The sequence below is a fragment of the Lonsdalea britannica genome, from assembly GCF_002111595.1.
Classification (GTDB): domain Bacteria; phylum Pseudomonadota; class Gammaproteobacteria; order Enterobacterales; family Enterobacteriaceae; genus Lonsdalea; species Lonsdalea britannica.
On sequence record NZ_LUTN01000001.1, the window covers coordinates 131,642 to 158,379 of the forward strand.

General features: G+C 54.0%; 25 protein-coding genes, 1 tRNA gene and 2 pseudogenes. 15 read left to right on the forward strand and 13 right to left on the reverse strand.

Annotated features, from left to right (window positions below; translation table 11 throughout):
• Window positions 1-240: 240 nt before the first annotated feature.
• The 3 genes from tssD to AU509_RS00575 all read right to left on the reverse strand — a co-directional run bounded on the left by tssD (window position 241) and on the right by AU509_RS00575 (window position 3,051).
• On the reverse strand, window positions 241-735 hold the full coding sequence (gene tssD / locus AU509_RS00565) for a type VI secretion system tube protein TssD (RefSeq protein ID WP_094117389.1): 495 nt from the start codon (window positions 733-735) through the stop codon (window positions 241-243).
• Window positions 736-1,900: 1,165 nt separating this feature from the next.
• Window positions 1,901-2,194, reverse strand: a complete 294-nt coding sequence (locus AU509_RS00570) for a hypothetical protein (RefSeq protein ID WP_094117390.1) — start codon at window positions 2,192-2,194, stop codon at window positions 1,901-1,903.
• Window positions 2,194-3,051: a hypothetical protein gene (locus AU509_RS00575; RefSeq protein WP_244200975.1), complete on the reverse strand. Its 858-nt coding sequence runs from the start codon at window positions 3,049-3,051 to the stop codon at window positions 2,194-2,196. The genes AU509_RS00570 and AU509_RS00575 overlap by 1 nt, the downstream gene beginning before the upstream one ends.
• 318 nt (window positions 3,052-3,369) lie before the next feature.
• Here AU509_RS00575 and AU509_RS00580 point away from each other — a divergent pair.
• Window positions 3,370-3,977, forward strand: a pseudogene (locus AU509_RS00580) (transposase); the annotation flags it as partial.
• Between the two features lie 111 nt (window positions 3,978-4,088).
• Here the strand turns inward: AU509_RS00580 and AU509_RS18360 are convergent.
• From AU509_RS18360 to AU509_RS00595, 3 genes are all read right to left on the reverse strand, one after another.
• Window positions 4,089-4,220, reverse strand: coding sequence for an Arm DNA-binding domain-containing protein (locus AU509_RS18360; protein WP_244200974.1), 132 nt, complete (start codon window positions 4,218-4,220; stop codon window positions 4,089-4,091).
• Window positions 4,221-4,475: 255 nt separating this feature from the next.
• A tRNA-Arg gene (locus AU509_RS00590) sits at window positions 4,476-4,550 on the reverse strand.
• Between the two features lie 77 nt (window positions 4,551-4,627).
• Complete coding sequence (locus tag AU509_RS00595; protein ID WP_094117392.1) at window positions 4,628-5,530, reverse strand: formate/nitrite transporter family protein; 903 nt, start codon at window positions 5,528-5,530, stop codon at window positions 4,628-4,630.
• Between the two features lie 209 nt (window positions 5,531-5,739).
• Between AU509_RS00595 and AU509_RS18365 the strand changes: the two genes are divergently transcribed.
• The 3 genes from AU509_RS18365 to mqo all read left to right on the forward strand — a co-directional run bounded on the left by AU509_RS18365 (window position 5,740) and on the right by mqo (window position 8,743).
• Complete coding sequence (locus tag AU509_RS18365) at window positions 5,740-5,865, forward strand: hypothetical protein (protein WP_254901487.1); 126 nt, start codon at window positions 5,740-5,742, stop codon at window positions 5,863-5,865.
• 181 nt (window positions 5,866-6,046) lie between these two features.
• Complete coding sequence (gene mlaA / locus AU509_RS00600) at window positions 6,047-6,808, forward strand: phospholipid-binding lipoprotein MlaA (RefSeq protein ID WP_085652093.1); 762 nt, start codon at window positions 6,047-6,049, stop codon at window positions 6,806-6,808.
• 363 nt (window positions 6,809-7,171) lie between these two features.
• Window positions 7,172-8,743 carry a malate dehydrogenase (quinone) gene (gene mqo, locus AU509_RS00605; RefSeq protein WP_085652092.1) on the forward strand — a complete coding sequence of 524 codons (1,572 nt, stop codon included), beginning with the start codon at window positions 7,172-7,174 and terminating at the stop codon, window positions 8,741-8,743.
• Between the two features lie 124 nt (window positions 8,744-8,867).
• Here the strand turns inward: mqo and fadL are convergent, their stop codons facing one another.
• Window positions 8,868-10,184 carry a long-chain fatty acid transporter FadL gene (fadL, locus tag AU509_RS00610; protein WP_094117393.1) on the reverse strand — a complete coding sequence of 439 codons (1,317 nt, stop codon included), beginning with the start codon at window positions 10,182-10,184 and terminating at the stop codon, window positions 8,868-8,870.
• Between the two features lie 375 nt (window positions 10,185-10,559).
• Between fadL and AU509_RS00615 the strand changes: the two genes are divergently transcribed.
• Together AU509_RS00615 and sixA are read left to right on the forward strand one after the other, a co-directional pair.
• Window positions 10,560-10,856 carry a YfcZ/YiiS family protein gene (locus AU509_RS00615; RefSeq protein ID WP_085652090.1) on the forward strand — a complete coding sequence of 99 codons (297 nt, stop codon included), beginning with the start codon at window positions 10,560-10,562 and terminating at the stop codon, window positions 10,854-10,856.
• A 518-nt stretch (window positions 10,857-11,374) separates the two neighbouring features.
• Complete coding sequence (gene sixA / locus AU509_RS00620; RefSeq protein WP_085652089.1) at window positions 11,375-11,866, forward strand: phosphohistidine phosphatase SixA; 492 nt, start codon at window positions 11,375-11,377, stop codon at window positions 11,864-11,866.
• A 238-nt stretch (window positions 11,867-12,104) separates the two neighbouring features.
• On the opposite strand, the gene smrB is transcribed toward sixA, so the two are convergent.
• Window positions 12,105-12,644 (reverse strand): endonuclease SmrB, encoded by a 540-nt coding sequence (gene smrB, locus AU509_RS00625; protein ID WP_094117394.1) that lies wholly within the window; start codon window positions 12,642-12,644, stop codon window positions 12,105-12,107.
• 161 nt (window positions 12,645-12,805) lie between these two features.
• Here smrB and prmB point away from each other — a divergent pair, with 161 nt between their 5' ends.
• The 6 genes from prmB to AU509_RS00655 all read left to right on the forward strand — a co-directional run bounded on the left by prmB (window position 12,806) and on the right by AU509_RS00655 (window position 17,425).
• The gene (gene prmB, locus AU509_RS00630; protein WP_094117395.1) at window positions 12,806-13,738 is read left to right on the forward strand and encodes a 50S ribosomal protein L3 N(5)-glutamine methyltransferase; all 933 of its coding nucleotides are present in this window, start codon (window positions 12,806-12,808) and stop codon (window positions 13,736-13,738) included.
• Between the two features lie 70 nt (window positions 13,739-13,808).
• Entirely contained in the window at window positions 13,809-14,894 is a 1,086-nt protein-coding gene (aroC, locus tag AU509_RS00635) for a chorismate synthase (RefSeq protein ID WP_085652086.1), read from the forward strand.
• 7 nt (window positions 14,895-14,901) lie between these two features.
• Complete coding sequence (gene mepA, locus AU509_RS00640) at window positions 14,902-15,732, forward strand: penicillin-insensitive murein endopeptidase (RefSeq protein ID WP_085652085.1); 831 nt, start codon at window positions 14,902-14,904, stop codon at window positions 15,730-15,732.
• Between the two features lie 6 nt (window positions 15,733-15,738).
• Window positions 15,739-16,542, forward strand: coding sequence for a sulfite exporter TauE/SafE family protein (locus AU509_RS00645; RefSeq protein WP_085652084.1), 804 nt, complete (start codon window positions 15,739-15,741; stop codon window positions 16,540-16,542).
• Window positions 16,539-17,105 carry an elongation factor P hydroxylase gene (locus AU509_RS00650; RefSeq protein WP_094117396.1) on the forward strand — a complete coding sequence of 189 codons (567 nt, stop codon included), beginning with the start codon at window positions 16,539-16,541 and terminating at the stop codon, window positions 17,103-17,105. Before AU509_RS00645 ends, AU509_RS00650 begins: the two co-directional genes overlap by 4 nt.
• A 38-nt stretch (window positions 17,106-17,143) precedes the next feature.
• The gene (locus AU509_RS00655; protein ID WP_026739958.1) at window positions 17,144-17,425 is read left to right on the forward strand and encodes a YfcL family protein; all 282 of its coding nucleotides are present in this window, start codon (window positions 17,144-17,146) and stop codon (window positions 17,423-17,425) included.
• A 51-nt stretch (window positions 17,426-17,476) separates the two neighbouring features.
• Here the strand turns inward: AU509_RS00655 and AU509_RS00660 are convergent, their stop codons facing one another.
• From AU509_RS00660 to mnmC, 4 genes and pseudogenes are all read right to left on the reverse strand, one after another.
• The gene (locus AU509_RS00660) at window positions 17,477-17,794 is read right to left on the reverse strand and encodes an AzlD domain-containing protein (protein ID WP_085652082.1); all 318 of its coding nucleotides are present in this window, start codon (window positions 17,792-17,794) and stop codon (window positions 17,477-17,479) included.
• Window positions 17,791-18,501 carry an AzlC family ABC transporter permease gene (locus AU509_RS00665; protein ID WP_094117397.1) on the reverse strand — a complete coding sequence of 237 codons (711 nt, stop codon included), beginning with the start codon at window positions 18,499-18,501 and terminating at the stop codon, window positions 17,791-17,793. The genes AU509_RS00660 and AU509_RS00665 overlap by 4 nt, the downstream gene beginning before the upstream one ends.
• 175 nt (window positions 18,502-18,676) lie before the next feature.
• Window positions 18,677-19,513, reverse strand: coding sequence for a helix-turn-helix transcriptional regulator (locus tag AU509_RS00670; protein WP_094117398.1), 837 nt, complete (start codon window positions 19,511-19,513; stop codon window positions 18,677-18,679).
• A 78-nt stretch (window positions 19,514-19,591) separates the two neighbouring features.
• Window positions 19,592-21,609, reverse strand: a pseudogene (mnmC, locus tag AU509_RS00675) (bifunctional tRNA (5-methylaminomethyl-2-thiouridine)(34)-methyltransferase MnmD/FAD-dependent 5-carboxymethylaminomethyl-2-thiouridine(34) oxidoreductase MnmC).
• Window positions 21,610-21,771: 162 nt separating this feature from the next.
• Between mnmC and fabB the strand changes: the two are divergent.
• Window positions 21,772-22,992: a beta-ketoacyl-ACP synthase I gene (gene fabB, locus AU509_RS00680; protein WP_085652078.1), complete on the forward strand. Its 1,221-nt coding sequence runs from the start codon at window positions 21,772-21,774 to the stop codon at window positions 22,990-22,992.
• Between the two features lie 193 nt (window positions 22,993-23,185).
• On the opposite strand, the gene flk is transcribed toward fabB, so the two are convergent.
• Window positions 23,186-24,256 (reverse strand): flagella biosynthesis regulator Flk, encoded by a 1,071-nt coding sequence (flk, locus tag AU509_RS00685; RefSeq protein WP_254901488.1) that lies wholly within the window; start codon window positions 24,254-24,256, stop codon window positions 23,186-23,188.
• A gap of 246 nt (window positions 24,257-24,502) precedes the next feature.
• Between flk and pdxB the strand changes: the two genes are divergently transcribed.
• Window positions 24,503-25,639, forward strand: a complete 1,137-nt coding sequence (gene pdxB, locus AU509_RS00690) for a 4-phosphoerythronate dehydrogenase PdxB (RefSeq protein WP_094117399.1) — start codon at window positions 24,503-24,505, stop codon at window positions 25,637-25,639.
• An 87-nt stretch (window positions 25,640-25,726) separates the two neighbouring features.
• Window positions 25,727-26,737 carry an aspartate-semialdehyde dehydrogenase gene (locus AU509_RS00695; RefSeq protein ID WP_085652075.1) on the forward strand — a complete coding sequence of 337 codons (1,011 nt, stop codon included), beginning with the start codon at window positions 25,727-25,729 and terminating at the stop codon, window positions 26,735-26,737.
• The last annotated feature ends 1 nt before the right edge of the window (window position 26,738 follow it).

Below are 26,738 nucleotides of genomic sequence, written 5' to 3' on the forward strand. Positions count from 1 at the left end.
CAAACGTCAGTTTTATCTTAAAGAATAGGCTGTGCAACGTTAGGCTTTTCCGATAGATGAATTATGTTATTTTCACATGATGGATTTAATTGAAAACTTAATTAATCAATAAAATTAATCAATCACGCTGTGAATTATATGATTCTCTCATCGTGTTTTTATATTGCGGAATTCTCACCCAGAATAAAAATGACTGATAATAGCGCTGCCCATTTTTGCGTCTGTTTAGCTATCCTTTTTCTAAATATAATCACTTTGTTGTATGAGTTTATTTCCTAGTGGCAGGGAGCGGGTTTGCCCCTTTTCATGCTCGAAGATGGCCGAAGTGTAGGCGAAGGAGACGCTCTCTTGTGGATTGCAATCCATATTTAACATTGAGTTAGGATAAACAAAGCGAATGTCCGTTACGATGGCGTTCTGTAAAATTAATTTGAAATACAGCTCACTTCTACCGTATTCAGCCGTTCGGTAAAATAAAAACTCGCAGAGTAGACGCTCTTTTTTATTCAATGCATTGGCTAAAAGCGGCGTCGATTTGTCAATGGGTTTTATTATGTCTAGATGACGGAAGGTATCATGGCTCTCCAGCGATAATGTATTTATCAGTTTGCAGATAGATATTTCATTGTCATGGGATAGGTGAAATCGGTTCCCAGCGGAGTGTATGCTTGAGCAACCTTCAGATATCAAGCCTTGCTTTTTACCCGTTAACTTTAAATATATCATGTTAGACATAGTTACTCCTTGAACTATCCTGGGTGGTATAGTCGAACAAAAGAAATTGTTTTATCCCTTTGGCAAATTAATATCTACGCTATTTATATAACTAGTCAATAAGAAATAGATAACAATGACAATATCCAAATAAAAATTCGGCTATGTGAAATTTTATTTTCGTCCAATGGTGGTCGCATCGTCTTATATCAAAAAAAAGACTCATTTTGAGAACAATGGGTTGGCTGCTTTTATATCAATATTTGCTAACGGTATGTCATTGTGGTTGATACTGAGAAACGTCCATCGGGGATGTAGCAAGGCTATAAAGTGGGCACTTCACTTCATTAATATTCCGAAAGATAACATCAGCATATTGGTGACGTTAAGTGAGGAATAGTTCACATCACACTGCGATGATCTTTTCCTTATGACTGGTGAAAAACGGGCGGCGCTTAATCTTGAACATCCATCATCTTTCGATCGAGTTCGTTCCATTCTCTTACCCCATGCTTGAAACCGCGTAGCTAACAGACATAGAGGCCAAAACCGAACGCATGTTTTACGGCGAGTTTTGTACTGAAGGGATTTACGGGCAAGTAGGTCGGTAGATCAATGAACGACTGGCGTCCCAACAGGAATCTAAAATTTACATATAAATTTGACTTTTATTATTTTTTTGGGAGGGCACCAGCAATGTGCCAAACGGTCTCTTTTCAGTGCGATGAGGCTATAGTGACCCCATAATCATTATCATCGCTCAAAATACAAAAAAATTTCTACCGTGAATGTTTTCAGACGGTACTATACAGCTATCCTCACTAGTCCTTATAGCCTGTTTCAAATGAAATATCCTCGTTAAGTAAATATTTTTTTGCTACGTATAATGGAAAAAACTGAATAATGTAAAATTTATACATTCTCCACTGTAATGTAATGAATGAAAAGAACAATAAAAAAAACACTAATAAGTTTATGGGTGATAATAGACCAGCCCAAATTATACAAATCAGCAGGGTTATACAAAGCTCAGAAGTTATGGATTTAGTTCTTAATTCAATTTTTTTCACCTCTATTTTTCTGTCAATTTCTTTGACAACAAAAAAATCATAAGCATCATTTCTCTTTGCTGCCTCATACTTTTTTGTTACTTTCGAGGTGTAGTTTTCAAAATTGTGAAAGTTTGTTAGTGTAGTAAAAAAAAAGCGTTTATTTTTCTATATGCCACACTTAAAAAACATACTATTACCAGCGCCATTAAGAATTGTATAATTGTCACCTTCGATAAAAAACCATCTTTGAAATCAAAAAATTCCTTAACGGAAGTTTTTGACATGATTTCATAAATATTTGTATTTCCAATATTATAGTTTGACATAAAAAACGCCACTATAAAAAGCATAAAGAACCTATGCAGTGGATATCTTGATGTTAAATCATCAATATATTTCTCTTGAATCGATTTTGCTAATTCATCCATTAACGCACCTGTATAAAATACACGTCTCCTGAAGAAGGATCAAATGCGCCATATTCAATATATGGTGCCCCTAGGAAATAAATATCTTCTTCACGTTGAAAATAAAGAATGACTTCCTGAAAATCTTCTTTACTTGCAAACCTTAATGTACTTATTGAACCATTGAACTTATTCATCATTTTAGCAGAAAGATGGTGCATATCCATCTCCGAAATCCTAGCTTGATAAATCACCGGGTCGCCAAGTTTTTTTTGCGTTACTACACGATGAAAATCATTGGCTTTTTTTCGATTAAACTCGTATGTCTGAGTCGAGTCTGATGTCAGCGAAATTTCCAGTGTACTATCACCAGAATGGCGAGAACGGACGATTGCAAGCATTTGGTCAATCTCTCTTACAATAGCTCTATCGCCATATCTTCTAGTTACAGCTTGGTCTGGCCTCTCTAATAATTGTTGGTAATCTTTTGGTTCAAGCTGATTTCCAGCAATTTGTGCTCTTTTGGTTTCCAGATCTCTACTGATTGTTCCAGCATTATCTAAACCACCGTTTTCGGCCTCCTCAAGAGCGTTATGTATTGCAGATGAAACTCTTTTAACAACTTTTTTCGTTATCTCTTTGCTCGAGATGAAATCAATAATATAGCCACCTTCACGTGGCTGCTGTACGAGAAGTTCGACATCTTCATAATATTCATGGCGCATTTTGGCATACTTCCAAAGATTACCATGTTTAATATCGAGATAAGCCCTATCTAAAGAACTTTGTAAATGCCCTAAGCTTTTAGATAAAGTTCTTAATGATATCTGATGGTCTTCAGCGATTTTCCCATCGTAATGTAGTTCAACTGTAGCCACGGTCGTTAGCTCCATCTATGTTATAACAAATCATTAAATTGATGTTAAAAACAGAAAAGGACGATTGACATATACTAATAAAATATATTAATTGATTAAACATTCATATGGCTAATGTTTTGTGATGTTCAATCTGTATTGCTAGTTATATGCCTAGATGATCTCCTAACAAAATGAACAGCTCAATTCGCTACACTATGTATTCGCGCGCGCCCATATCCCCGCCACGTCTGCCCGTGCTCTTTCCTTAAAAACAGTGCCAGTCTAGACTGAAGTATTATTCGGTCTTTCTTCTATCCCCCAGAGAGGCTCATTGCCATGAAAAAGACCCGTAATACAAAAGAACAAATTGCGTTTGCGCTAAAGCAGGCCGAAACTGGTACCCGCGTCGGGGAAGTCTGCAGAAAGATGGGGATCTCTGAGGCCACTTTTCACAATTGGAAGAAGAAATTCGCCGGGCTGGGCGTGACGAACTGCGACGTCTGCGGCAGTTGGAGGATTAAAATCAGCGCCTGAAGAAGCTGGTGGTAGACCTGAGACTGGGCAAGGAGATGCTTCAGGAGATATTGAAGCGAAAGTTCTGAGGCCGGCTCAGAAGCGTCAAGCGGTGCATTTCCTGCTGGAAGCTTATCGTATCAGTGTCCGCCGGGGATGCGGCCTGATGATGCAGAGCAGAACTGTCTACCACTGGCAGAGTTGGCGTGATGATCGGGCAATCACCCAACGCATCCGAGTGATAGCGGAACCCGGATACGGTATGGATGTCCGCGTATTCATATCCAGTTGCGGCGCGAGGACTGGCGGGTTAACCATAAGAAAAAAACGTATTTATTGCCTTGAAAGGCCTCAATTTGCGCAGAAAACGCCCTCGCAGGCATGTCAGTGCAGCATGTCGCCAGCAGCGTCCAGCCTTGACGCAGATCGATCCATGAGAGAACGCATTCATCCTTAAATGACATGACTCAGGCTGAATTCATTCGAAGTCTTCAAAAAGACAAAGATCTCTAGTTTATGACTGCATTGATTTGGGGCCAAGGTCAACCTCCAGCCTTGATCATCAATTTTGCTTTGGATGCTTTAGCCCTAGCCTCAGCAAGCGATATTGATGGGTATTTGCCTATGACTAGCGTCTTCTCTCTGCCTTCAAAACGGTAACGCAGGCGCCACACTTTCTTACTGGCAGGAGTAATGAATAAAAAAGCGGCCAGAATCAGAAAGGCGATACCCGATAGATTTCGGCTTTGCAGCCTCTATCTGTTTATGTGGGCATATTGTCCATGTGAATTTATCTATGCCTGAAAAATGCCCGCAAAATAGCGTTACAGTCGATTCGCTTTAGTTCTCTTCGGTTCGCTATGGATGCTTGTTTGAATGGGTTTTATTGCGGATTGGTTCTTTTGAGTTCGCGTCTATTCGCGTTGTGATGGCGTCCCCAGCAGGAATCGAACCTACAACTAGCCCTTAGGAGGGGCTCGTTATATCCATTTAACTATGGGGACGCGGCTGGCGGGCATTATACTCGATTTAGCCGCGTCCATAAGCACTTAGCAGTGCGTTTGCTCAATCCTCCACCACTTCAGCGTGATAGTTCATCCTTTTCATCGTTAAGTTTGACGGCTTTTTTGTCTTTGCCCGGCAGGTCGCTACGAATTTGAGCGTGGCTGATCAGCGCGAAAACAAAGGTGCCGCCGATGATGTTGCCTGCCAGCGTCGGCAGCGCGAAGGGCCAGATAAATGCCTGCCACGACAGCTGCTGATTGAAGACCAAATAAAAAATCTCAGTGGCTCCTGCGACAATATGCGTCAGGCTGCTGGCGGAGATAAGCCAGGTCATGATGATAATCACCAGAATTTTCGCGTTACCGGCGTTCGGCAGCATCCACACCATCGTGGCGATGATCCAGCCGGAGACCATGGCGTTGGCGAACATCTCCTCCGGGGGATTCTCCATCACGTGGAGGGCGATGTCGGAGAATGCATGGCGCACCTCCGCGCTAAAGACGGGCAGTGCAGTGTACCCCAACGCCGCCAGTGCGGTGCCGATAAGATTGCCGAACAGCACGATCCCCCACAGACGCAATAACAGGCGAAAGTTATGCATGCTGGGTTGATGCATAATCGGCAGTACGGCCGTGACGGTGTTTTCCGTAAACAGCTGCTGACGCGCCATGATGACGATGATGAAGCCGAGGGTGTAACCGAAACTCTCCAGCAGGTGCGCTCCCGTCACGCCCTTTAGCTCGGCGTGAAGCAGGCCCATGGCGATAAGCGATGTCCCCATCGACAGTCCGGCGGCGATGGCGGACCACAAAAGCGCTCGGCCATCTCGCACCAGCTCTTTTTGACCCTCCTGCCGGATACGCTCATGGATAGCGGCGGCCGGGGAGGGCAGGGAATGTTCATCCACGACGATGTCTTGTCCCTGACGGCTTTCGTGACTCTCTACGCTGCGATGGTTCTTTGAACGAGGATCATTCATAACTAATTTTTCCGTTAGCATCGTGTTGGCGGAAACTGACTTATAAGCATAGTCAGTCTTCATTGCCGCGCCGTTTTTTCAGAGAGAGGGAAAGGGGAGCACAAACGCGGTCGGACTCTCGGTATGACGCCGTACCCATCCCTTAGGCCGCATCCGGGTAAAAAAGAGCGCTGGCAGCAGTTCGTGTTAATGATCCATGAGGACAGAATGTGGTATTAGCTTTTACGTCCTTCAATGATGTTTGGGGGATGGCGGTCTGCCTGCGATCACCTGACGGCTTTGCTGATGCCGCTCAGCATGAAGATCCGCATCAGGCCTGTTTATCCGTGCTGTAACCGGCGGAGTCAGCCGCCTTACTGAGGTGTTAAGACGTACGTCGCATCGCGTCGCCGGTTAACGTAGCGGACGTGAATTTACCGTATGGTGATACACTAAATGCGGCATGACGTTTCCGCCTTCGTCGGTAAACGGTGCCTTTTTACAAGGGCATACAAAAATTAAGCAGGGAGAAAGGTTATGAATTTCCGCCTCGGGGGAGTGGTTTTAGCAAGTCTGTTGCTCGTTGCGTGCGCCAGTTCCAGAGATACCACGCAGCAGGGGCGTTCAGATCCTCTGGAAGGCTTCAACCGAAGCATGTTCAGTTTTAACTACTATCTGTTGGATCCTTATCTGGTGCGACCCGCTGCCGTGGTCTGGCGTGATTACGTCCCGCATCCCGCCCGTAACGGTTTGACGAACTTCTTCGATAACCTGTCGGAGCCGGCCGCGATGGTGAACTATTTCGCCGAAGGCAAACCGTACGAAGCGATGATCCATTTCAACCGTTTCTTCCTTAATACTATCGTCGGGATGGGCGGTCTGATTGATGTCGCCACGATGGCTAATCCTAAGCTGGCGAAAAAAGAAGAGCCTCGTCGCTTCGGAAGCACATTGGGGCATTACGATGTGGGCTACGGCCCCTACGTAGTGTTGCCGGGATATGGCAGCGCAACGCTGCGTGAAGACGGCGGGAATTTCGTCGATACGCTTTACCCGCCGTTAAGCTACCTCACATTTTGGATGTCTGCGGGTAAATGGATGATTGAAGGATTAGAGACGCGCGCTCAACTGCTGGACTCCGATGGTTTGCTGAAGAACTCATCTGACCCTTATCTGATGATGCGTGAAGCCTACTTCCAGCGCCACGATTTCCTGGCGAGTGGGGGAGCCGCGCCGCCGCCGGTGAACCCGAATGCCAAAGAAATTGAAGGCAGCCTTCAGGAAATCGACGCGCAATAAATACTCACCTCGCCCTTCCGTTTAGCGGCGCCTTCGGGCGCCCTAATTCGTGGTTTTTACAAGACTCGTCTTTTAGATCTTCACATAAGAGATTGTTTGTGAGAAGTTACCGGTCTGTTGAATGTTTATTTAATTACATAAATTTATTTTCATCAGCCATGTAACAATAATGCTACCCTGTTTGTGAGAGTGACGTTTCAGCAGCTCTGAACGGGCAGCCAGACTCGTTTTGATCTAGCATAAAATTGACCAAAAGCAGTCTTACTGCTCTTTCACCACTTCTGTACCGTTATCTTGCTCGTCGGGATGGGATGACTTTGTTTCACCTGCAGGGATAACAATTCACATTAAGAGATGTAAAGCATGAAAAAACTACTCATTTCGGTCCTCTGTTTAGGGATCATGGGAGTAACGCAATCTGCCGTGGCAGAAGAGGATAAAACCGTGGATGTAGTACTGATCGGCGGCGGCGTTATGAGTGCAACATTGGGCACCTACCTGCAAGAGTTGGAGCCCAACTGGACCATTAATATGGTCGAGCGTATGGATAACGTTGCCCAGGAAAGTTCAAACGGCTGGAATAATGCGGGTACCGGACACTCTGCTTTTATGGAGTTGAACTATACCCCGGAAAAACCCGATGGCTCGGTCGAAATCGTCAAAGCCGTTGAAATCAGCGAAGCATTTGAAATCTCCCGCGAGTTCTGGTCCTATCAGGTTAAAAATAACGTGATGAAGGATCCCACCTCCTTTATCAACAGCGTTCCCCATATTAGCTTTGTCTGGGGCGACGACAACGTCGACTTCCTGCACAAACGCTACAATGCACTGCAGCACAGCACGCTTTTCCGCGGTATGGAATTCACCAACGACGCCAACACTATTAAAGAGTGGGCTCCGCTGGTAATGGAAGGCCGCGATCCGAATCAGAAAGTCGCCGCTACCCGTATGCCGATTGGTACTGACGTTAACTATGGCGAAGTGACACGCCAGCTGGTTGACTCCATGAAGCAGAATCCGAACTTCTCTTTGCAGCTGAATCATGAAGTCCGTGACCTGAAACGTAACAGTGATAACACCTGGAACGTCGTGGTTGCCGACCTGAAAAATGATGGCAAAGAAAGCGTGATTAAAGCGAAATTTGTCTTCATCGGCGCAGGCGGCGCGGCGCTGCAGTTACTGCAGAAATCCGGCATTCCTGAAGCAGACAACTACGGCGGCTTCCCGGTCGGCGGCGAGTTCTTGGTGACGGATAATCCTGAAGTTGTGAAACGTCACATGGCGAAAGTCTACGGTAAAGCGTCCGTAGGGGCTCCGCCGATGTCCGTTCCGCATCTGGATACCCGTATCTTCAACGGCAAACAAGTCGTCCTGTTTGGGCCGTTCGCGACCTTCTCCAGCAAATTCCTGAAAAATGGTTCGCTGTGGGATCTGTTCGCATCAGTCAGCACCTCCAACCTGATGCCGATGGTGCATGTTGGTCTGGATAACTTCGATCTGGTGAAATACCTGATCAGCCAGGTGATGATGAACGACGACGATCGTTTCGCCGCGTTGCAGGAATACTTCCCGAACGCGAAGAAAGAAGACTGGAAGCTGAGCGTTGCCGGTCAGCGTGTACAGGTCATCAAGAAAGACGCAGATAAAGGCGGCGTGCTGAAACTGGGTACTGAAATCGTCAGCTCTCAGGATGGCACTATCGCTGCGCTGTTGGGCGCCTCTCCGGGTGCTTCTACCGCTGCGCCGATCATGCTGGACGTGCTGAAGAAGGTCTTCAAGACCCAAATCGCAACGCCGGAATGGCAGGCTAAGCTGAAGGAAATCATTCCTTCTTACGGTGAAAAATTGGATGGCGATATTGAGCTGACCAACAAGATCCGTAGCTACACCAGCAGCACACTGAAACTGAACTACATGGAAGTGAAACCGGAGTAATTCCGATTCTGCTTCAATTGTTCGTCAAAAAGGCCGCGTAAGCGGCCTTTTTTGATCGTCTCAAAGACGTGAATACATGAAGTGTTACCGCGCGCTGAAAAACTGCTGGCGCGGGATGAACCGATCAGAAGCGATAGTTCAGGTTGATGCCGTACAGCCAGGCGGTGCCTTTCGAGGTAAAGCTGTAGGTCGCCGGCGAGTTGTCAGCCACTTTTTCGTTAATGGTCACGGTTTTCCCGTGCATGTAAGAGATGCCCAGATCGACGGAGGCGTCCTTGTTAAACGCATAGGTGGTTCCGGCGCTAATCCAGAAGCGGTCCTGGTCTGGGATCGAGACAGAACGGTTCTCCGCCGGTACCGGGCTATCGTCAAATGCGATGCCGGTACGGAAAGTCCAGGTGTCATCGTAATAGTAAGTCGTGCCGAGCGCCATGCGATACGCGTCGCGGAAATGTTCCTGCTTCTCGAACAACTGCTGATTATTGCTGCCGGTGGCTCTCAGTTCTTCGAACTGACTCCAACGGGTGTAGGTAAAGCTGTAGTGAACTGCCCATTTCGGCGCGACACGGTGGTAGGTGGAGAACTCCCACATTTCCGGCAGCGACAGCGTCAGCGCGCCAGGAATGTATTCGCCGCCGGTGCCCGTTGTGGTGTTGGTGGCGATAATGCGAGGCAGATCGTTTTTATAATCGCCCTTGAAGTCGATATCGACTTTGGAACGATAGGTCAGACCCATGCGGTTATTATTGTCGACTTCATACAGAAGACCGGCGTTCCAGCCATAACCCCACTCTTCACCTTCCAGATGCGCTATCTCGGAAGAAGGGCCGTTAACCACGCCCGCCAGACCGCCTCGTGAGACAGGGATATACGCCAGCTCGCCTGCGGTACGCACAATTTTTGCTTTCGCATAAACCGCGTCAACGCCCAATCCAAGGCTGAAGTGCGGGTTCAGACGATAAGCGGCGCTAAGATTAAGGTTGGAAGTCAGCAGTTTGGTCGTGCCGCCGATAGAGCCCGCGGCGTAGTCGGAGGGAAACTCCGTCGACAGTCCATAGTTAGTGACAGCGGAGGCGCCGACGGACCAGCGATCGTTCAGCGGCATGATGTAGTGCAGGTTAGGCACCCATTGCGCTGGCGCGATGTTGTGAGCGCTGGTATCCCCGCGGCCCGTCAGAGAGTTTTGACCCTGCAGATTAACGTCCGGATCGATATAAATGGCACCGATAGAGAACGCGGGGCGGTCAAACAAGGCCATCGTGGCCGGGTTGCGGCTGCCGGACGTCGCGTTATCAGCGACGGCGCCTTCGCCTGAGAATGCGCGTCCCAGTCCGGACGAGGAGTATTCATTAAGCTGGAAACCTGCGGCGGATGCTTGGCTGGATAACAGCGCTAGAGCCACAGCAAGCGATGTTTTTTTCAGCAGGCCTTTCTGGTGCATGACCAAAACCTCATTGTATTTTGTTATTGAGCGCTGTTACTTCGTGAAACTGTAACAAAAGGACGCGCATTGTAGGTTGGCTACTCTTTGTGACAAATCAGACCAGTTACAAAAAGATTCGATTATCAATATTTCGATCTGTAGTTGTTTTTATTTTGTTAAATAAATGGAGTGATATTTAAGGGATTTCCGCAGGCGAGGGGGGATGACAACGGTGTAGCGGGAAAACAAAGGTGAAAGGGAGGAGCCGCTAATGTCCTTAGTATCAGTAAGTCCTAGTGCTCCGGCGATGCGACGGGTAAAATAATGTCGAAATGACCTTTTACGATCCGGAACATGCCTGCCCTTCAGGTATGACCGCAGAGGAGCCTTGTAATGACTAATCCAATAAACAAATGCAGCGCTGAAGAAACGGCCGCCTGTTGCTGTGTCGATGTCGGTACCATCATGGACAATACCGACTGCACCGCTTCGTACAGCCGTGTGTTTGCTGACCGCGCAGAAGCGGAAGCCATGCAAAAGGTACTGACCGACAAAGCTCGTTCCGTGGAATCCGAGCCCTGCGTTATCGACAGCACGTTCGCCGACGTAGAGGGCGGCGTGAAGATGGATATCGACTTCACTTTCGCCTGCCAGGCGGAAACCCTGATTTTCCAGCTGGGCCTGCGCTAAGCTTTTCGTCTCGGAGGGGCTTCCCGCCGAATAGCGACAGCCGGACTTCCCGGCGTCGCTCCTTACGTCAAATGGTGCTGATTTCCGAAGGAGATTCTCCAGTGAGAATATCCTCAGCGAAGCGCGCGCCGAACTATGCTGGAAGATATCGGTCTGAATAGGCAGGCCAATGTCTGATCGTGTGGTGAGAGTGCGAATATTCATCGGCACAAAAAACAACACCATGTTTTGTTTTCTGTGTGGACGATGGGACCGTATCTTTGTAATTCGCTGAAAAGTAATGAATTTAAAGAATCTTCTTTGCGCGGCCATGTGTTCATCGTTCGCCGGAGAAGGGCGTTCGGTTGCTATCGGCAGCCAATTGGAGTAAAAAAATGCGCTTCCGTCTGGTTAAAACGCCAGCAATGAGCTCCTGAACCGTGTGTTTCCGTCGGTCAGGCACAGCCGAATGCACGAGCGTCGGCTGCGCCTGTTACCTCGTTACGCGCACAGCTTCTTCATTAATATAGCGGTGTAATATGCAAGTTTTGATCATGCGTCACGGCGATGCCGTACCTGACGCAGCCAGTGATGCGCTTCGTCCTCTCAGTGCTCGTGGATGTGATGAATCTCGTCAGATGGCCGCCTGGTTGTCTAGCCAGGGTATCGACGTCGACCGCGTTCTGGTCAGCCCATTCCTGCGCGCGCAGCAAACGCTGCAGGCCGTCAGGGAAGCATGGCAACTGCCGGTCAAGGACGAGTGCCTGCCGGAGCTGACGCCGGGCGGCAGCGCTGAACAGGTACGTGACTATCTGGAAGTGTTGGCGGCTCAGGGTGTGGGGGCAGTGCTGGTGATCTCGCATCTGCCGCTGGTCGGTTATCTGGTCGCGGCACTGTGTCCGCAAGAAACGGCCCCGATGTTCGCCACCTCGGCCGTGGCCGACGTTCAGTTCGACGCCTCCGGCGCAGGTGTATGCCAGTGGCAGGTCAGCCCGGCCCAGCTGGTCGCTAACGCCGCCAAAGCCAAATAAATAAGCCCGCTCAAGCCTCATCGGTCGGTATGCCTGTAGCAGGGCATACCGGCACCGCACGACGTCTCTCCCATATTCACCCTGATGAGTTTTCCCCCGTACGCCATATGTTGGCCATACAAGGTTTTGCCGCGATCTAAAGGCCGCATGAGTCAGATTCATTGAGGGGCGGCGAGATGCGCCACGGGAAAATGGAAGAACAGGTGGGCGGCAATTTGCCGCCGACATGTTGGGAGCGTTATCTGGCGTTGCTATCGAGCGTCACCAGTACGAGTAATGCAGCGTCGCCGCCGAATTCGCGCGGGGCCTGATGGAAAGCCACAACGTCGGGGTGCTGAGCCAGCCACAGCGGCGTTTGCTGTTTAAGTATATGTTTGCCATGGCCGTGCATGACGCAGGCGCAGTAGACATGCTCCCGGCGGCAGGCGGCCAGCAGCGCGCCCAGCTCCTGCTTGGCTTCCTGTTGAGTCAGGCCATGCAGATCCAAAAACAGCTCCGGCGGATAATCCCCTCGGCGCAGCTTTTTCAATTCATAGTGGCTGGCGCCGGAGCGAATGTAGCGAACCGGGCCGTCATTTTCCAATAGCGGTTGAAACTCATCCGAAAAATAAAAGCAGGCGTCGCGCTGCTCCTGCATGGCTTTACGCGGCGGCACTTCTGAGAGTTTGCGGCGCGGCGGTTGATAGCGATAGGTGTCCTGAGTCAGACGTCTGGCGCCTGCGACCGAAGCGCGAAAAAGCGCCTGCTCCTCCTCATCCAGCCTGTATTTGTTTTTCATCAGCGCTGTACTCTGCCTTAGTTTTTCCTAAGTGTACCTTTTCTTGCGCGCTCCGCTAAGGCTTGAGGGGCCGCAGGACGGTGATATCTGCTGATTTGTCGCAGGCTTCATGGCAAACTAGGCGGCAATTTGATTTTCAGAGATGTCTGCGGAGGACAACCTTGGACAAAATTTTCGTCGATGAAGCGGTCAACGATCTGCATACCCTTCAGGATATGTTGCGTTGGACGGTCAGCCGGTTTAACGCCGCACAGGTCTATTACGGTCATGGCACCGACAATTCTTGGGATGAGGCGCTGCAGCTGGTGCTGCCGAGTCTGTATCTTCCCCTCGATATCCCCGAAGACATGTACCGCGCCCGCCTGACGTCCGGCGAGCGTCATCGCATTGTGGAACGCGTGATCCGCCGTATCAACGAACGTATCCCCGTCGCTTATCTCACCAACAAAGCCTGGTTCTGCGGACTGGAATTTTACGTCGATGAGCGCGTGTTGGTGCCGCGCTCGCCGATTGGTGAGCTGATTAATAACGGCTTTGAACCGCTGTTGAACCACGAACCGCATCATATTCTGGATCTCTGCACCGGCAGCGGCTGCATCGCCATCGCCTGCGCGCAGGCTTTCCCGGAAGCGGAAGTCGACGCGGTCGATATCTCCAGCGATGTACTGTCGGTAACCGAGCAGAATATTGAACAGCATGGCATGGAGCATCACGTCACGCCGATCCGTTCTGATCTGTTCCGCGACCTGCCGACCACGCCTTACGATCTGATCGTCACCAATCCGCCTTATGTCGATGAAGAAGACATGGCGGACCTGCCGGACGAGTTCCGCCATGAACCTGAGCTGGGACTGGCCGCCGGGAGCGATGGCCTGAAGCTGGTACGTCGCATTCTGGCCCGCGCCACCGAATACCTCAGCGAAGAGGGCGTGCTGATCTGCGAAGTGGGCAACAGCATGGTGCATCTGATCGACCAATATCCCGATATTCCGTTTACCTGGCTGGAATTCGAACACGGCGGCGATGGCGTATTCATGTTGACTCGCGCACAACTGCTGGAATGCCAGTCGCACTTCAGCCTGTATCGCGACTAACATATTGACAGGATGCGGGCGCGGATAGCCCGCCTGACGATCTCTTATTTAATGAAGTAAAGGAGCCGTGATGGCAGGAAACAGTATTGGGCAATTTTTCCGCGTCACCACCTTTGGTGAGTCCCACGGTATTGCCTTGGGTTGTGTGGTGGACGGCGTTCCGCCGGGCATTCCATTAACTGAAGCTGATTTGCAGCACGATCTGGACCGTCGTCGTCCGGGCACCTCTCGCTATACCACCCAGCGCCGTGAGCCAGATCAGGTGCGCATTTTGTCTGGGGTGTTCGACGGCGTAACGACCGGGACCAGCATTGGCCTACTGATCGAAAATACCGATCAGCGCTCGCAGGACTACAGCGCGATTAAAGATCTGTTCCGTCCCGGACATGCCGACTACACCTACGAGCAGAAATACGGTCAGCGCGACTATCGCGGCGGCGGTCGTTCTTCCGCGCGTGAAACGGCAATGCGCGTCGCGGCGGGCGCGATCGCCAAGAAATACCTGCAACTCCAGCACGGCGTGAATATCCGCGGCTGTTTGACGCAGATGGGCGATATCCACTGTGAACTGAAAGCGTGGGATCAGGTTGAACAGAACCCGTTCTTCTGCCCCGATCCGTCCAAGCTGGAAGCGCTGGATGAACTGATGCGCGCGTTGAAGAAAGAGGGCGACTCTATCGGCGCACGCGTGACGGTGGTGGCCGAGTCCGTGCCCGCGGGGCTGGGCGAGCCGGTATTCGACCGGCTGGATGCGGATTTGGCGCATGCGCTGATGAGCATCAACGCCGTGAAGGGCGTCGAAATCGGCGACGGTTTTGCGGTCGTGGGGAAACGCGGCAGCGAAAACCGCGACGAGATTACGCCGGACGGTTTCCAGAGTAATCATGCGGGCGGCATTCTGGGCGGTATCAGCAGCGGTCAGGCGGTCGTGGCGCATCTGGCGCTCAAGCCGACGTCCAGCATCATGGTGCCGGGACGCACGATCACCCGCACGGGCGAAGCGACGGAAATGGTCACCCGTGGGCGTCACGATCCCTGCGTGGGTATTCGCGCCGTGCCCATCGCCGAGGCGATGATGGCTATCGTGTTGATGGACCATTTATTACGCCAGCGCGCGCAGTGCGCGGACGTGAACACTTCAGTTCCCCGTTGGTAACCCGTATATGAAAACAGCTTTGATAGGTTTGATGGCGCTGCTCTGCTGCGCCGCGGCTGGGGCAGCGACGCCCTGGCAGGAGATCACCCATCCGGTGCCCGGACGCCCGCAGGCGATAGGCTCATTCGCTAACGGCTGCATCATCGGCGCGCAATCACTGCCGTTGCAGGCGACTGACTATCAGGTGATGCGGGTCGATCAGCGTCGCTACTTCGGCCATCCGGATCTGCTGGCGTTTATTCATCGCCTCAGCGCCAGCGTACATCGCCAGAACGGCGGTATCGTGCTGGTCGGAGACATGGGGATGCCGGCGGGCGGCCGTTTCAGCAGCGGACACGCCAGCCATCAGTCCGGTCTGGACGTGGACGTCTGGCTACAGGTGCCTCGTCAGCGCTGGAGCTCGCAGGATCTCTTGAATCCACAACCTATCGATCTGGTTTTACCGGGGGACAAAGCGGTGAATCCACGCCTGTGGAACCATGATGCCCTGACGCTGATCAAGACGGCGGCGCAGGACAGCGCGGTGACGCGCATCTTCGTCAACCCGGCGATCAAGCAGCGTCTATGCCAGGAAGCCGGGAGCGATCGCAGCTGGTTGCACAAGGTTCGTCCGTGGTTCGCACACCGTGCTCATATGCACGTTCGTCTGCGTTGCCCGGCGAACAGTCTTGAGTGTCAGGATCAGGATCCGCCGCCGGCGGGCGATGGCTGTGGCGCTGAGTTGCAAAGCTGGTTCCAGCCGCGTAAACCGGGCGCCGTCGCGCCGCAGAAAACTACGCCTCCGCCGCTGCCCGCTTCCTGTCAGGCGTTGCTGAACCGACACTTTGCCGCGGAATAAAACATCATGGATGGTTTGATCTTAGGGCCGGAACTGCTCGGCCTGCTGTTTGCTATTGCCGTCGCAGCGGGATTTATCGATTCCATTGCCGGGGGCGGCGGTTTATTGACGGTCCCCGCGCTGTTGGCGGCAGGGCTATCGCCCGCGCAGGCGCTGGCGACGAATAAACTGCAGGGCGTCGGCGGATCGTTTTCCGCCAGCCTGTACTTTATCCGCCGTGGGGCGGTCGATCTGCGTGAGCAGAAACTGGCGGTGGTCTGTACCTTTCTTGGCGCGATCAGCGGCGCCTGGCTGATTCAGCAGATTCACGCGGATTTCCTGCGCCAGTTGCTGCCGGTGCTGGTGATCGGCATCGGCCTGTATTTTCTGTTGATGCCTAAAATCAGCGACGAAGATCGACAGCGTCGGCTCTCTCCCGTTCCGTTCGCTCTGGTCGGCGGCGCCTGCGTGGGATTCTACGACGGCTTTTTCGGACCGGGCGCAGGATCGTTTTACGCGCTGTCCTACCTGACGCTACGCGGCTTCAATCTGGCGAAGTCCACCGCACACGCCAAGGTGCTCAACTTCACCTCCAATTTCGGCGGTCTGCTGTTCTTCATACTGAGCGGCAAAGTCATGTGGATCATCGGCGGCGTGATGCTCTTGGGGCAAATCATCGGCGCGCGGTTGGGGGCGAAAATGGTGCTCACCAAAGGGCAGAAGTTGATTCGCCCTATGCTGGTGATGGTGTCCGCGCTGATGAGCATCAAACTGATTTATGACAGCCATGGGCAGGACATCGCGCATTGGGTGGGGCAGCTATTCTCATGACCGAACCGGTTAACAACATCATGACACACGATTACGAGCACCTGATTCAGGTGTTTAACGACTGTTTTAGCGAAGATTTTAATACGCGCCTGGTCAAAGGCGAAGACGAACCGATTTACCTCCCGGCCGATGAGCAAACGGATTACCACCGTATTCTGTTCGCCCACGGTTTTTACGCCAGTGCGATGCACGAGATTTCCCATTGGTGCATTGCAGGCGCGGAACGGCGCAAACTCGTGGATTTCGGGTACTGGTACTGTCCCGACGGACGCGACGCGGCCACGCAGCAACAGTTCGAGTCGGTGGAGATTAAACCGCAGGCGCTGGAGTGGATGTTTTGCGTCGCGGCGGCGTTTCCCTTTAACGTGAGCTGCGATAACCTGAACGGCGATGTGACGCCCGATCGCATTGCCTTTCAACGCCGTGTGCACGCGCAGGTGATGCGCTATCTGGAGGAGGGCGTTCCCGAACGTCCGGGCCGCTTAATTCAGGCGCTGCACGCGTTTTATCATACGGCGCCGCTGACCCCGGCGGATTTCCCGTATCCCGCCGATCTCTGCTGAGCGGACGATGGGCAACACTGAACAACCGAGGACAATGAATGATCGCAGAATTTGAATCGCGCATCCTGGCGCTGATTGATGACATGGTGGAGCACGCCAGCGACGATGAGCTTTTTGCCGGGGGATATCTGCGCGGTCATTTGACCTTGGCGGTCGCGGAAGCTGAGGAAAACGGCGAGCATACGGCAGAAGCCTTGTGCAGCCGTGTTGAGGACAGCGTACGCAAGGCCATCAAAAACGGCGAACTGTCTCCGCCGGATCAGGTTCTGGTCAATCAGATGTGGGATCGTCTCTACCAGCAGGCGTCCTCCCAACAGTAACGCAATGATCCTTCCTTTAACCGGTGCCGGATCGCTCCGGCACCGGCACCTTCAAACGCCCAGCCAGAAACACAGCGCATAGAACCACGTCAGTCCGCAGGCAACCGCCAAAAGCACATTGCGAATCAACAGCGCGATCATCACGCAGCCCAGCGCGCCCCACAGATAGGGATTATCCGGGAACGGTCGCAGCGCGTCGTGATGCATGAGGAGTACCGGTCCGCATATCGCGGTCAACATACAGGGTGCGGAATAGTGCAGCGCCTGGCGGATCCACAGCGGTAGCCTCACCGGCACGCGCGGGTCGAGAAACAGATAGCGATTGAAAAACACCACGCCCGCCAGCACAAACAATAAGAACCAACTCATGACGATGCGCCTCCCAGACGTTCGATCACCACAGAACACAGCATGCCGCCGAGACCCCCGATAATGACGGCGCCTTCAACCTGCCAATAAGACAACAGCATCGCGGCGATCAGGGAAAACGCGACGCCGCACAGCGTTCCGATATTTTTTACCATGGGAACAATGATCGTGATAAAGGTCGCTACAATCGAGAAATCGAGATGGTAGCGCTCCAGATCGGGGATCGAGGAAGCCAGTAAAATGCCAGACAGACTGCACATCACCCAGCACAGATAAAAGGTCAGCCCCGCGCCAATGAGATACCCCGGCGACAGTCGGCTGCGATTATCTTTCCCGGCAGCAAGCGCAAACAGTTCATCCGTCAGCAAAAAACCAATGGGAATGCGGAAACGGCTGCTGAGGCGAGAAACGGCGTCTCTGAGGGTCAACCCGTAGATCAGGTGTTGCAGAGTAATCACAAACACGGTCATGACGATGGTCAGCACGTTGGCCCCAGACATCAGTAGCCCCAGCGTGACCAATTGCGCCGCGCCGGCGAAGATTACCGCCGACATGCCGACGCTTTGCCAGAAGGTGAGCCCAGCCTGAACCGCCATCGACCCCGCGAGGATGCCCCAGGGGACCACCGCAAGACACAGCGGTAAGACGGCCACGCAGCCCGTAACGGTGCCCTGCCAGGGAGAGCGGAGGGTTTCCGACACGTTCATACAAAATGTCCTTGTGGGTGTAATAGGTCGCCAAAAGGTAACCCAGGCACCCGAACAAATATTGAAGAAAATTGCGCTCGTAAAACGGTTCAGGCGAGCGGCATGCGATGCCCCGAACGGGTCATCTTTCGCGGGAGGGAAGGGATCTCAATGACCGCGGATCGTCACGCTATTTTCAGCGTGTTATCGCGCGTACAAATTGCCCCGGCGTTACGCCCAGCGCTTTTTTAAAGTGGCGATTAAAGTGACTTTGGTCCGAAAAGCCGCAGCGGACGGAAACATCGGAGAGCGTCGCTCCCTGACGCAGCAGCGTGGTCGCCTTACGCAGCCGGGACTGCACGAGATAGGCATGAGGCGGCATTCCGACCAGGTTTTTGAACTGTCGCAGGAAGTGCCACGGGCTAAGCCCGGCCCGGTTCGCCAGCTCCAGTAACGACAGGTTTTCTTCCGGACAGTCATCCAGCAGCATTTTGACTTCGCGGATGGCGTGGTCGGCTTTCGTCAGTGGACGGACTTCCGTTTGCGTTTTTCCATGACGCATCATCAACCAGACCAGCGACGAGCAGAGCAGGGTTTCCTTTAACAGGGTATTGCCTTCGACGGCCAGGAGCGAGAAGACCATGCGCAGCTGTTCAGACAGGCCCGGATCGTGGGCGACCGCGTGGGGAAACCAGGGCGCGCCGCCTTGATGGTCGTGCATAGTGCTCGACAGGCCGCGCAGCATATCCACCGACGGGTAGATGGCGCGATAGGACCAGCCATCGGCGGTGCCTGCGCAGCCCGTATGGATTTCATCCGCGTTGACCAGAATGATATCGCCCTTGGGCGCGACGTGTTCACCACCGGTGCGGTAGAAACGCTGCGCGCCTTCCTCAATTACGCCGATGCAGAAATTCTCGTGCGAATGGCGGGAAAAACGCTGGTGGTGATAGCGAGCTTGCAGCATGTCCAGCCCGCCCAAGGTGGGGTGATGGCTAAAGTTAGTGTGTTCCTGCGGTGCCTGCTGTCCCATCTCTGCGCTCCCAATACGGTAAAAAGTAGAACGAAATTGCTGTTATGCCCGCCTTAATAGGGACTGGTTATCCGCTGATCACACCGGGCGACGCTTCAACAGCTTTCTGACCCAGAATCGGTTTGGGTTCAGGGCGGCCAGCGTAGCGCTGTCCAGCGGCAACGGTTCTCCGTACATTTGGGCAGCCAGCACCTCCGCCGCCAACGGGGCGGAACAGAGACCGCGGGACCCAAGACCGCCGAGAATAAACAGGTTAGGGTGAACCGGGGCCTGCGCCGGAACGTGCGCCGCCGCCAGCTGCTGAGGGAGCGTCTGATACTGGGCCAGCGTCTGCTCATAGTCAGGGACGGCGCCGACCAGCGGCAGGTGATCGCGCAACGCGCTGCGTACGCCGCATCGCGCGTTGCCGTCGGAGACATCTATCGACGTCGGCCATGACAGCGACGGCAGACAGTCGATTAACCGCTGGCGGTTCTGCTGCTGATCCGCATCGCGATACTCGGTCCCGGAGTCTCCTCGGTGATAGCTGGCGCCGATGCAGTGCTGCTGGTGTCGCGGGCTGATCGGCGTCAGATAGCCATCGTAGCATAGCACCTGTTTAAGAGGACGCAGTTGGGCGTTGCCGGGCACGTGACTCACCTGTCCCCGCACGGCGTAGGTGGGGAGGTGACGCGTCTGTGACCAGTCGCTGAGCTGATGTCCGTTCGCCAGAATGACCGTGGCATGCTGGGCGTTGTCTCCGCTATCCAGCGTCAAACGCCAGCCGTCAGGGGACGACGTGAGCTCGGTGACGGTCGTGTTTAAACGGACCTGCATACCCTGGCGGATCGCCAGCACCAACGCGGCGGCGGTCAGCTCGGCCGGGCACAACCATCCCCCTGACGGATACGTAATGCCGCGATGAACAAGCGGGACGCCGCAGGCTGAGTCAGCGTCTGCGCGCTGGCTGTATGCACCAGTTCATCAGGCCATTGCCCGGCGAGAATTCGGTCGATTTTGCGCGCGCTTTTATCGTCAAACGCTAACTGGCTGACGCCGCACCACTGGTGTTCGAAGTCTACGCCCTGAGCCGCCAGTGCATCGTAGGTGCGTCGGGCATAGCCGAACGCGCTGGCGAAAAAACGCGACAGCGCATCGTGCTTATCATTGAGCAGCGGATAGAGCGCGCCTTGTCGGTTGCCGGAAGCGCCTTGTCCCACCTGTTCATCGGCGCAATACAAGGTGACTTTGGAGCCACGCCGTTGCAGCGCCAACGCCGTCAACAGGCTGGCGATACCGCCGCCGATGATGGCGACTTCCTGTGGCTGTGTGGCGGCAGGACGATGATACCAGGGCGCGGATTCGGTAACGGGGATGGCTTCTGGTAGATCTCCGCTCAGCATTTCGCGCTTGTGGCCGAATCCTTTGACTTTACAGACATTGAACCCAGCTTCCTGCAATCCTCGACGGACAAAGCCCGCTGCGGTGAAGGTGGCGAAGGTGCCGCCGGGACGGGACAACCGCGCCATCGCGTTGAACAGGTTGGCGGTCCACATGTCCGGGTTTTTCGAGGGGGCGAAACCGTCCAGAAACCAGGCGTCGACCTGATGATTGATGCTCTCATCGAGCTGGGGCAACAGGTCATTGATATCGCCGAACCACAGATCGAGCGTGATGTGACCGTCAGCCAGTATCAGCCGATGGCAGCCGGGGGACATCGTCGGCCAGTGTTGTCGCAGTTCGTCGGCGAACGCGGCCAGTTCGGGCCACTGGGCATGCGCGGCCGCCAGATCGCCTACCTGCAGGGGGTACTTTTCAAAACTGATGTAGTGCAGACGTTGCAAGGTGGCGTCGGGCTGCTCACGGCGGAAATCGGCGAACGCTTGCCATAAGGTCAAGAAATTCAGTCCGGTACCGAATCCGCTTTCCGCTACGGTGAAAGTCGCGCGTGAAGTTTGTGCAAAACGTGCGGGTAAGTGATTGCCCTGTAGAAAGACATAGCGGGTTTCCGCGAGCCCATCCTGGTTGGAAAAATAGACGTCGTCAAACTGTAGCGAAACAGGTGTACCCTGAGAGTTCCAGCTTAGCGAAGCGGTTCGGATGGCGGGCGTAATCACAGCAACTCACTCATAATTCAGGTGGTGGCGGAAGTTTAACGGTCAGCCCCTCAGTGTGCAAATTTGTGCAAAGTTAGGCAGATCGGACTTGTTCAGCTTACAAGTGTAAGCTAAAGTGCTTCGCAGTATCCTAAATGCTTATACAAACGAATGAGGTATTGAATGAAACGTGCAGTGATTACAGGTCTTGGGATCGTATCTAGCATAGGTAATAACCAAGAGGAAGTTCTTGCATCTCTGCGTGAGGGCCGTTCAGGAATCACTTTTTCTCAAGAGATGAAAGATGCCGGCATGCGTAGTCACGTCTGGGGCAACGTTAAACTGGACACGACTGGCCTGATCGACCGTAAGATCGTGCGTTTCATGAATGATGCTGCCATTTATGCCTACCTCTCCATGGAGCAGGCGGTGAAGGATGCGGGTTTGTCCGAAGAAGTTTATCAGAACAACCCGCGTGTGGGTCTGATCGCCGGTTCCGGCGGTGGTTCCCCGCACTATCAGGTACTGGGTGCCGATGCAATGCGTAGCCCGCGCGGCGTGAAAGCTGTGGGTCCGTACGTGGTCACCAAAGCGATGGGCTCTGGCGTTTCCGCCTGTCTGGCCACACCGTTCAAGATCCACGGTATCAACTACTCCATTAGCTCAGCGTGTGCGACTTCCGCACACTGTATCGGTAATGCCGTTGAGCAGATTCAGATGGGTAAACAGGACATCGTGTTTGCCGGTGGCGGCGAAGAGCTGAGCTGGGAGCTGTCCTGCGAGTTTGATGCGATGGGCGCACTGTCCACCAAATACAACGACACGCCGGAAAAAGCCTCTCGTACCTATGATGCGAACCGTGATGGTTTCGTCATTGCTGGCGGCGGCGGTATGGTTGTTGTGGAAGAGCTGGAACACGCGCTGGCGCGTGGCGCTCACATCTATGCTGAAGTCGTGGGCTACGGTGCAACGTCCGATGGCGCCGACATGGTTGCTCCGTCTGGCGAAGGCGCAGTACGCTGCATGAAAATCGCTATGCAGGATATCGAAGGGCCGATCGATTACATCAACACCCACGGAACTTCAACGCCGGTCGGCGATGTGAAGGAACTGGGCGCGATCCGCGAAGTGTTCGGCAACGACACGCCGGCTATCTCCGCAACCAAAGCGATGACGGGTCACTCTTTGGGGGCTGCGGGCGTACAGGAAGCTATCTATACGCTGCTGATGCTGGAGCATAACTTCATCGCGCCGAGCATCAACATCGAAACGCTGGACGAGCAGGGTGAAGGGATGAACATCATCACTGAACCGACCGAACGTGAGCTGAACACCGTGATGTCCAACGGTTTCGGTTTCGGCGGCACCAACGCCGTTCTGGTCATGAGCAAACTCAAGCAGTAAGCGCACTACGCAAACCGGGGCTCCCAGCCCCGGTTATTTTTATCTCGCCTGATTGATTGACGCACGGCCATCCGCTTTTCTACCGCTAACCGCTAACCGCTAACCGCTAACCGCTAACCGCTAACCGCTAACCGCTAACCGCGGGCCTACATCAGTATCCACAGCAAAACGATCACACACACTGCGCACAGAATCAGTACGCCGCGCGGACGGCTGAAGAGTGGCCGCAGTTCGGGGGGCAGGGCTGAGATAAAGGGGCCGTAGATAGCATCGGCGCTGACGCGGAACCAGCCGTCGCCGTCTCTTTTTCCTGTAGCTGCTGAAGCCGTTTGCTGTAGAGAAACGTGACGACATCGGCAATCTGCATCGGCGTCAACGGCGTCTGCATCCCGGCATTGAAACGAGACTGCGCATAATCCTGCACCATCTGCTGTTCCTGTGCATCCATCGGCTGTTTGAGCGCCGGTTGCAGCGCCGCCAGCGTCGGCGACGTGTGGTTCTGCATCATGGCGACCTGCGTTTGCAGCAGTTGGCTCAGCAACGGGAAGTTTTTAGCGGGGATCGCGTCATTAGGCTTCAGCCCCTGGACATCCATCAGCGCCAGCAACACCTTCGCGGGGGATTCGCCGGTCAGCGTCGTCAGTCGGGTAATCAGCTGATTCAGGCTGTTTTGCTCGGCGGGCAGCAGGCGACGATCCAGCGGCGCGCTGGTTTGCGGCAGCGCGCCGGGTTGCGGCTCGGTGGGAGAAGGCTGGGCCGACGGGGGAAATGTGCCGGGCGGCAACGAGGCGCTCGGCTGCGGCAACTGACCGTTCTGCAACAGCGTGACAACCTGCTGTAGCTGACTGCCGCTCAGTGAACTCAGCACGGTGTGGCCGAACTGCTGGCGGATAAAGTCGCTCACCGCCTGACGGTTGTTGCCCTGCGGCAGCAATTCGGTGAGTTGCTGCAACAGTTGGCGCGTGCCTAACGTATTCTGCACAGAGGTTAGCCGGCTTTGCAGCGCCTGCTCAGCTGTGGGAAAATGACCGGACAGAATCTCGGCACCGCTTTTCAGACCGATGTCGTGACGCATACCGGCCCAGATTTCGGCCGATTTCAGCGAACTTAACGACATGATCTTCGTGATAAGCCGCTCCAGCGATGTGCGCTGCGCAGGCGTCAACGGTGCGTCTTCGCGCGCCGTACCGCCGGTTTTCAGCGGCGTGGTATCAATGTTGCGGTCGCCTGGCAAAGACGTGCCGGGGCTGTTCACGGGCTGCATAACACGATCCTTACCGTGCGGTTTCTGTTCGAAGTGGGATAACAGAAAGAATAGTTGAACGTTATGATAACAACCCCGATCCGTAACGGGTAGTCGGGCAGGGCGTTTGACGTAAAATTTCTGTAACGCGGCGCAACAAGCCGGGCGATTCGCCGGTGTTCCCCCTCGTCGGTTTGTGGCAGAATAACGCCCCTGTTTTCGCCGCCGCTGTGCGTCCGACGCCACACGCCTTTCAGGAAACGTAACGTGAAAATCCTTGTTGATGAAAATATGCCCTATGCCCGCGAGCTATTCAGCCGCTTGGGCGACGTCACTGCCGTGCCGGGACGACCTCTGCCGCTCGCCGCATTGGATGATGCCGATGCGCTGATGGTGCGTTCGGTCACCAAGGTCAATGCCGACTTACTGACGGGAAAATCGGTGAAGTTCGTCGGTTCGGCGACGGCGGGCACCGACCATGTCGACGAAACTTTCTTACAGCAGGCGGGCATTGCGTTCTCCGCCGCGCCGGGTTGCAACGCGATTGCCGTCGTCGAGTATGTCTTTTCCGCTCTGCTGGGACTGGCTGAGCGGGATGGTTTCTCGTTACGCGACCGCACCGTCGGCATTATCGGCGTGGGCAATGTGGGGGCACGTCTCAACGCGCGCCTTAAAGCATGGGGCGTCCGTACGTTGCTGTGCGATCCGCCGCGCGCCGATCGTGGTGATCAGGAGAACTTCCTCTCACTCGAAGAGGTCGCGGCTCAGGCCGACGTGCTGACGTTTCACACGCCGCTGTATAAAGACGGTCCTTACCAAACCTATCACAGCGTGGATGCGGATCTGCTGGATACGCTGGCGGAAGGCACCATTCTGATCAACGCCTGTCGTGGACCGGTCGTCGACAATGCGGCACTGCTTGAGGCGTTGGCGCGTGGAAAATCGCTCAGCGTGGTCCTGGATGTCTGGGAGCCGGAACCCGAGCTATCGACAGCGCTGCTGGACCGGGTGGACATCGGCACGTCACATATTGCCGGGTACACGCTGGAAGGCAAAGCGCGCGGCACGACGCAGGTTTTTGAAGCCTGGAGCCGCTTTATCGGCCAGCCGCAGCAGGTGGCGCTGTCTTCGCTGCTGCCCACGCCCGAAGTGACTTCCGTTACGCTGACTCAACCGCTGGATCAATCGCTGCTCAAACGTCTGGTTCATCTGGTTTACGACGTGCGTCGCGATGATGCGATGCTGCGCGGCGTCGCCCACATCAGCGGCGGGTTCGATCGTCTGCGTAAAACCTATCAGGAGCGCCGCGAATGGTCGTCGCTTCAGGTGATCTGCGCCGATCGCGACAGCGTCGAGCTGCTCAACCAACTGGGCTTCAGCGCCGTTTTTCAGGGCGATAACTGATCGCTCTATTCGTGAATAAACCTTTTTGTCCGGGCGATGTTGCTGTCGCCTGGCCTGTGTTATGAAAAATTTGGGGAGAAGAACCAAATGACCAATGGCTGGAATATAGCGCTGCTAGGCGCAACTGGCGCCGTCGGCACCGCGTTGCTGGAGCTATTGCAGGAACGTGAATTTCCAGTGGGAGAAATCTATCCGCTGGCGAGTGAGCATAGCGCGGGGGAAACCCTTCGTTTCAACGGCCGCTCTTGTCTGGTGACGAACGCGGAGGAATTCGACTGGTCGCAGGCGCAGCTGGCGTTTTTCGTCGCAGGCACCGAGGCGAGCGCCCGCTATGCGGACGAAGCGGGTAACTCTGGCTGTCTGGTGATCGACAGCAGCGGCTTGTTCGCGCAAGAACCGGATGTCCCTCTGGTTGTTCCGGGTGTGAACTCCCACGTGTTGGCGGATTATCGCAATCGCAACCTCGTGGCCGTGGCCGATAGTCTGACCAGCCAACTGCTGAGAGCGGTAAAGCCATTGACGGAACAGGCCGGACTTTCTCGTCTGCACGTCACCAACCTGCTGTCGGTTTCCGCGCGCGGTAAAGCGGCGGTCGACGATCTGGCCGGACAGAGCGCCCGTCTGCTAAACGGCATGCCGCCGGAAGCCGGGATGTTCCCGAAACAGCTGGCGTTCAACCTGTTGCCGCTGCTGCCGGATAGCGAAGGCAGTGTGATGCAAGAGCGTCGTCTGGTCGATCAGGTGCGTAAAGTCCTGCAGGACGACGGGCTGCCGATTGCGGTCAACTGTGTCCAGTCGCCGGTCTTCTACGGTCATGCGCAGGTGGTGCATATGGAAGGCATGCGTCCGCTCTCCGCGGAAGAAGCCCGCGAGGAGCTGCAACAGTCGGAAGATGTTTCAATCAGCGATGACGAAGACTACCCGACGCAGGTCGATGACGCTTCCGGCAACGTACAGCTCAGCGTGGGCTGCCTGCGCAACGATTATGGCATGCCGGAGCTGCTGCAGTTCTGGTCAGTGGCGGATAACGTGCGCTTTGGCGGCGCGTTGATGGCCGTTGAAACCGCCGAACTCCTGATTCAGGAGCATCTGGGGTAAT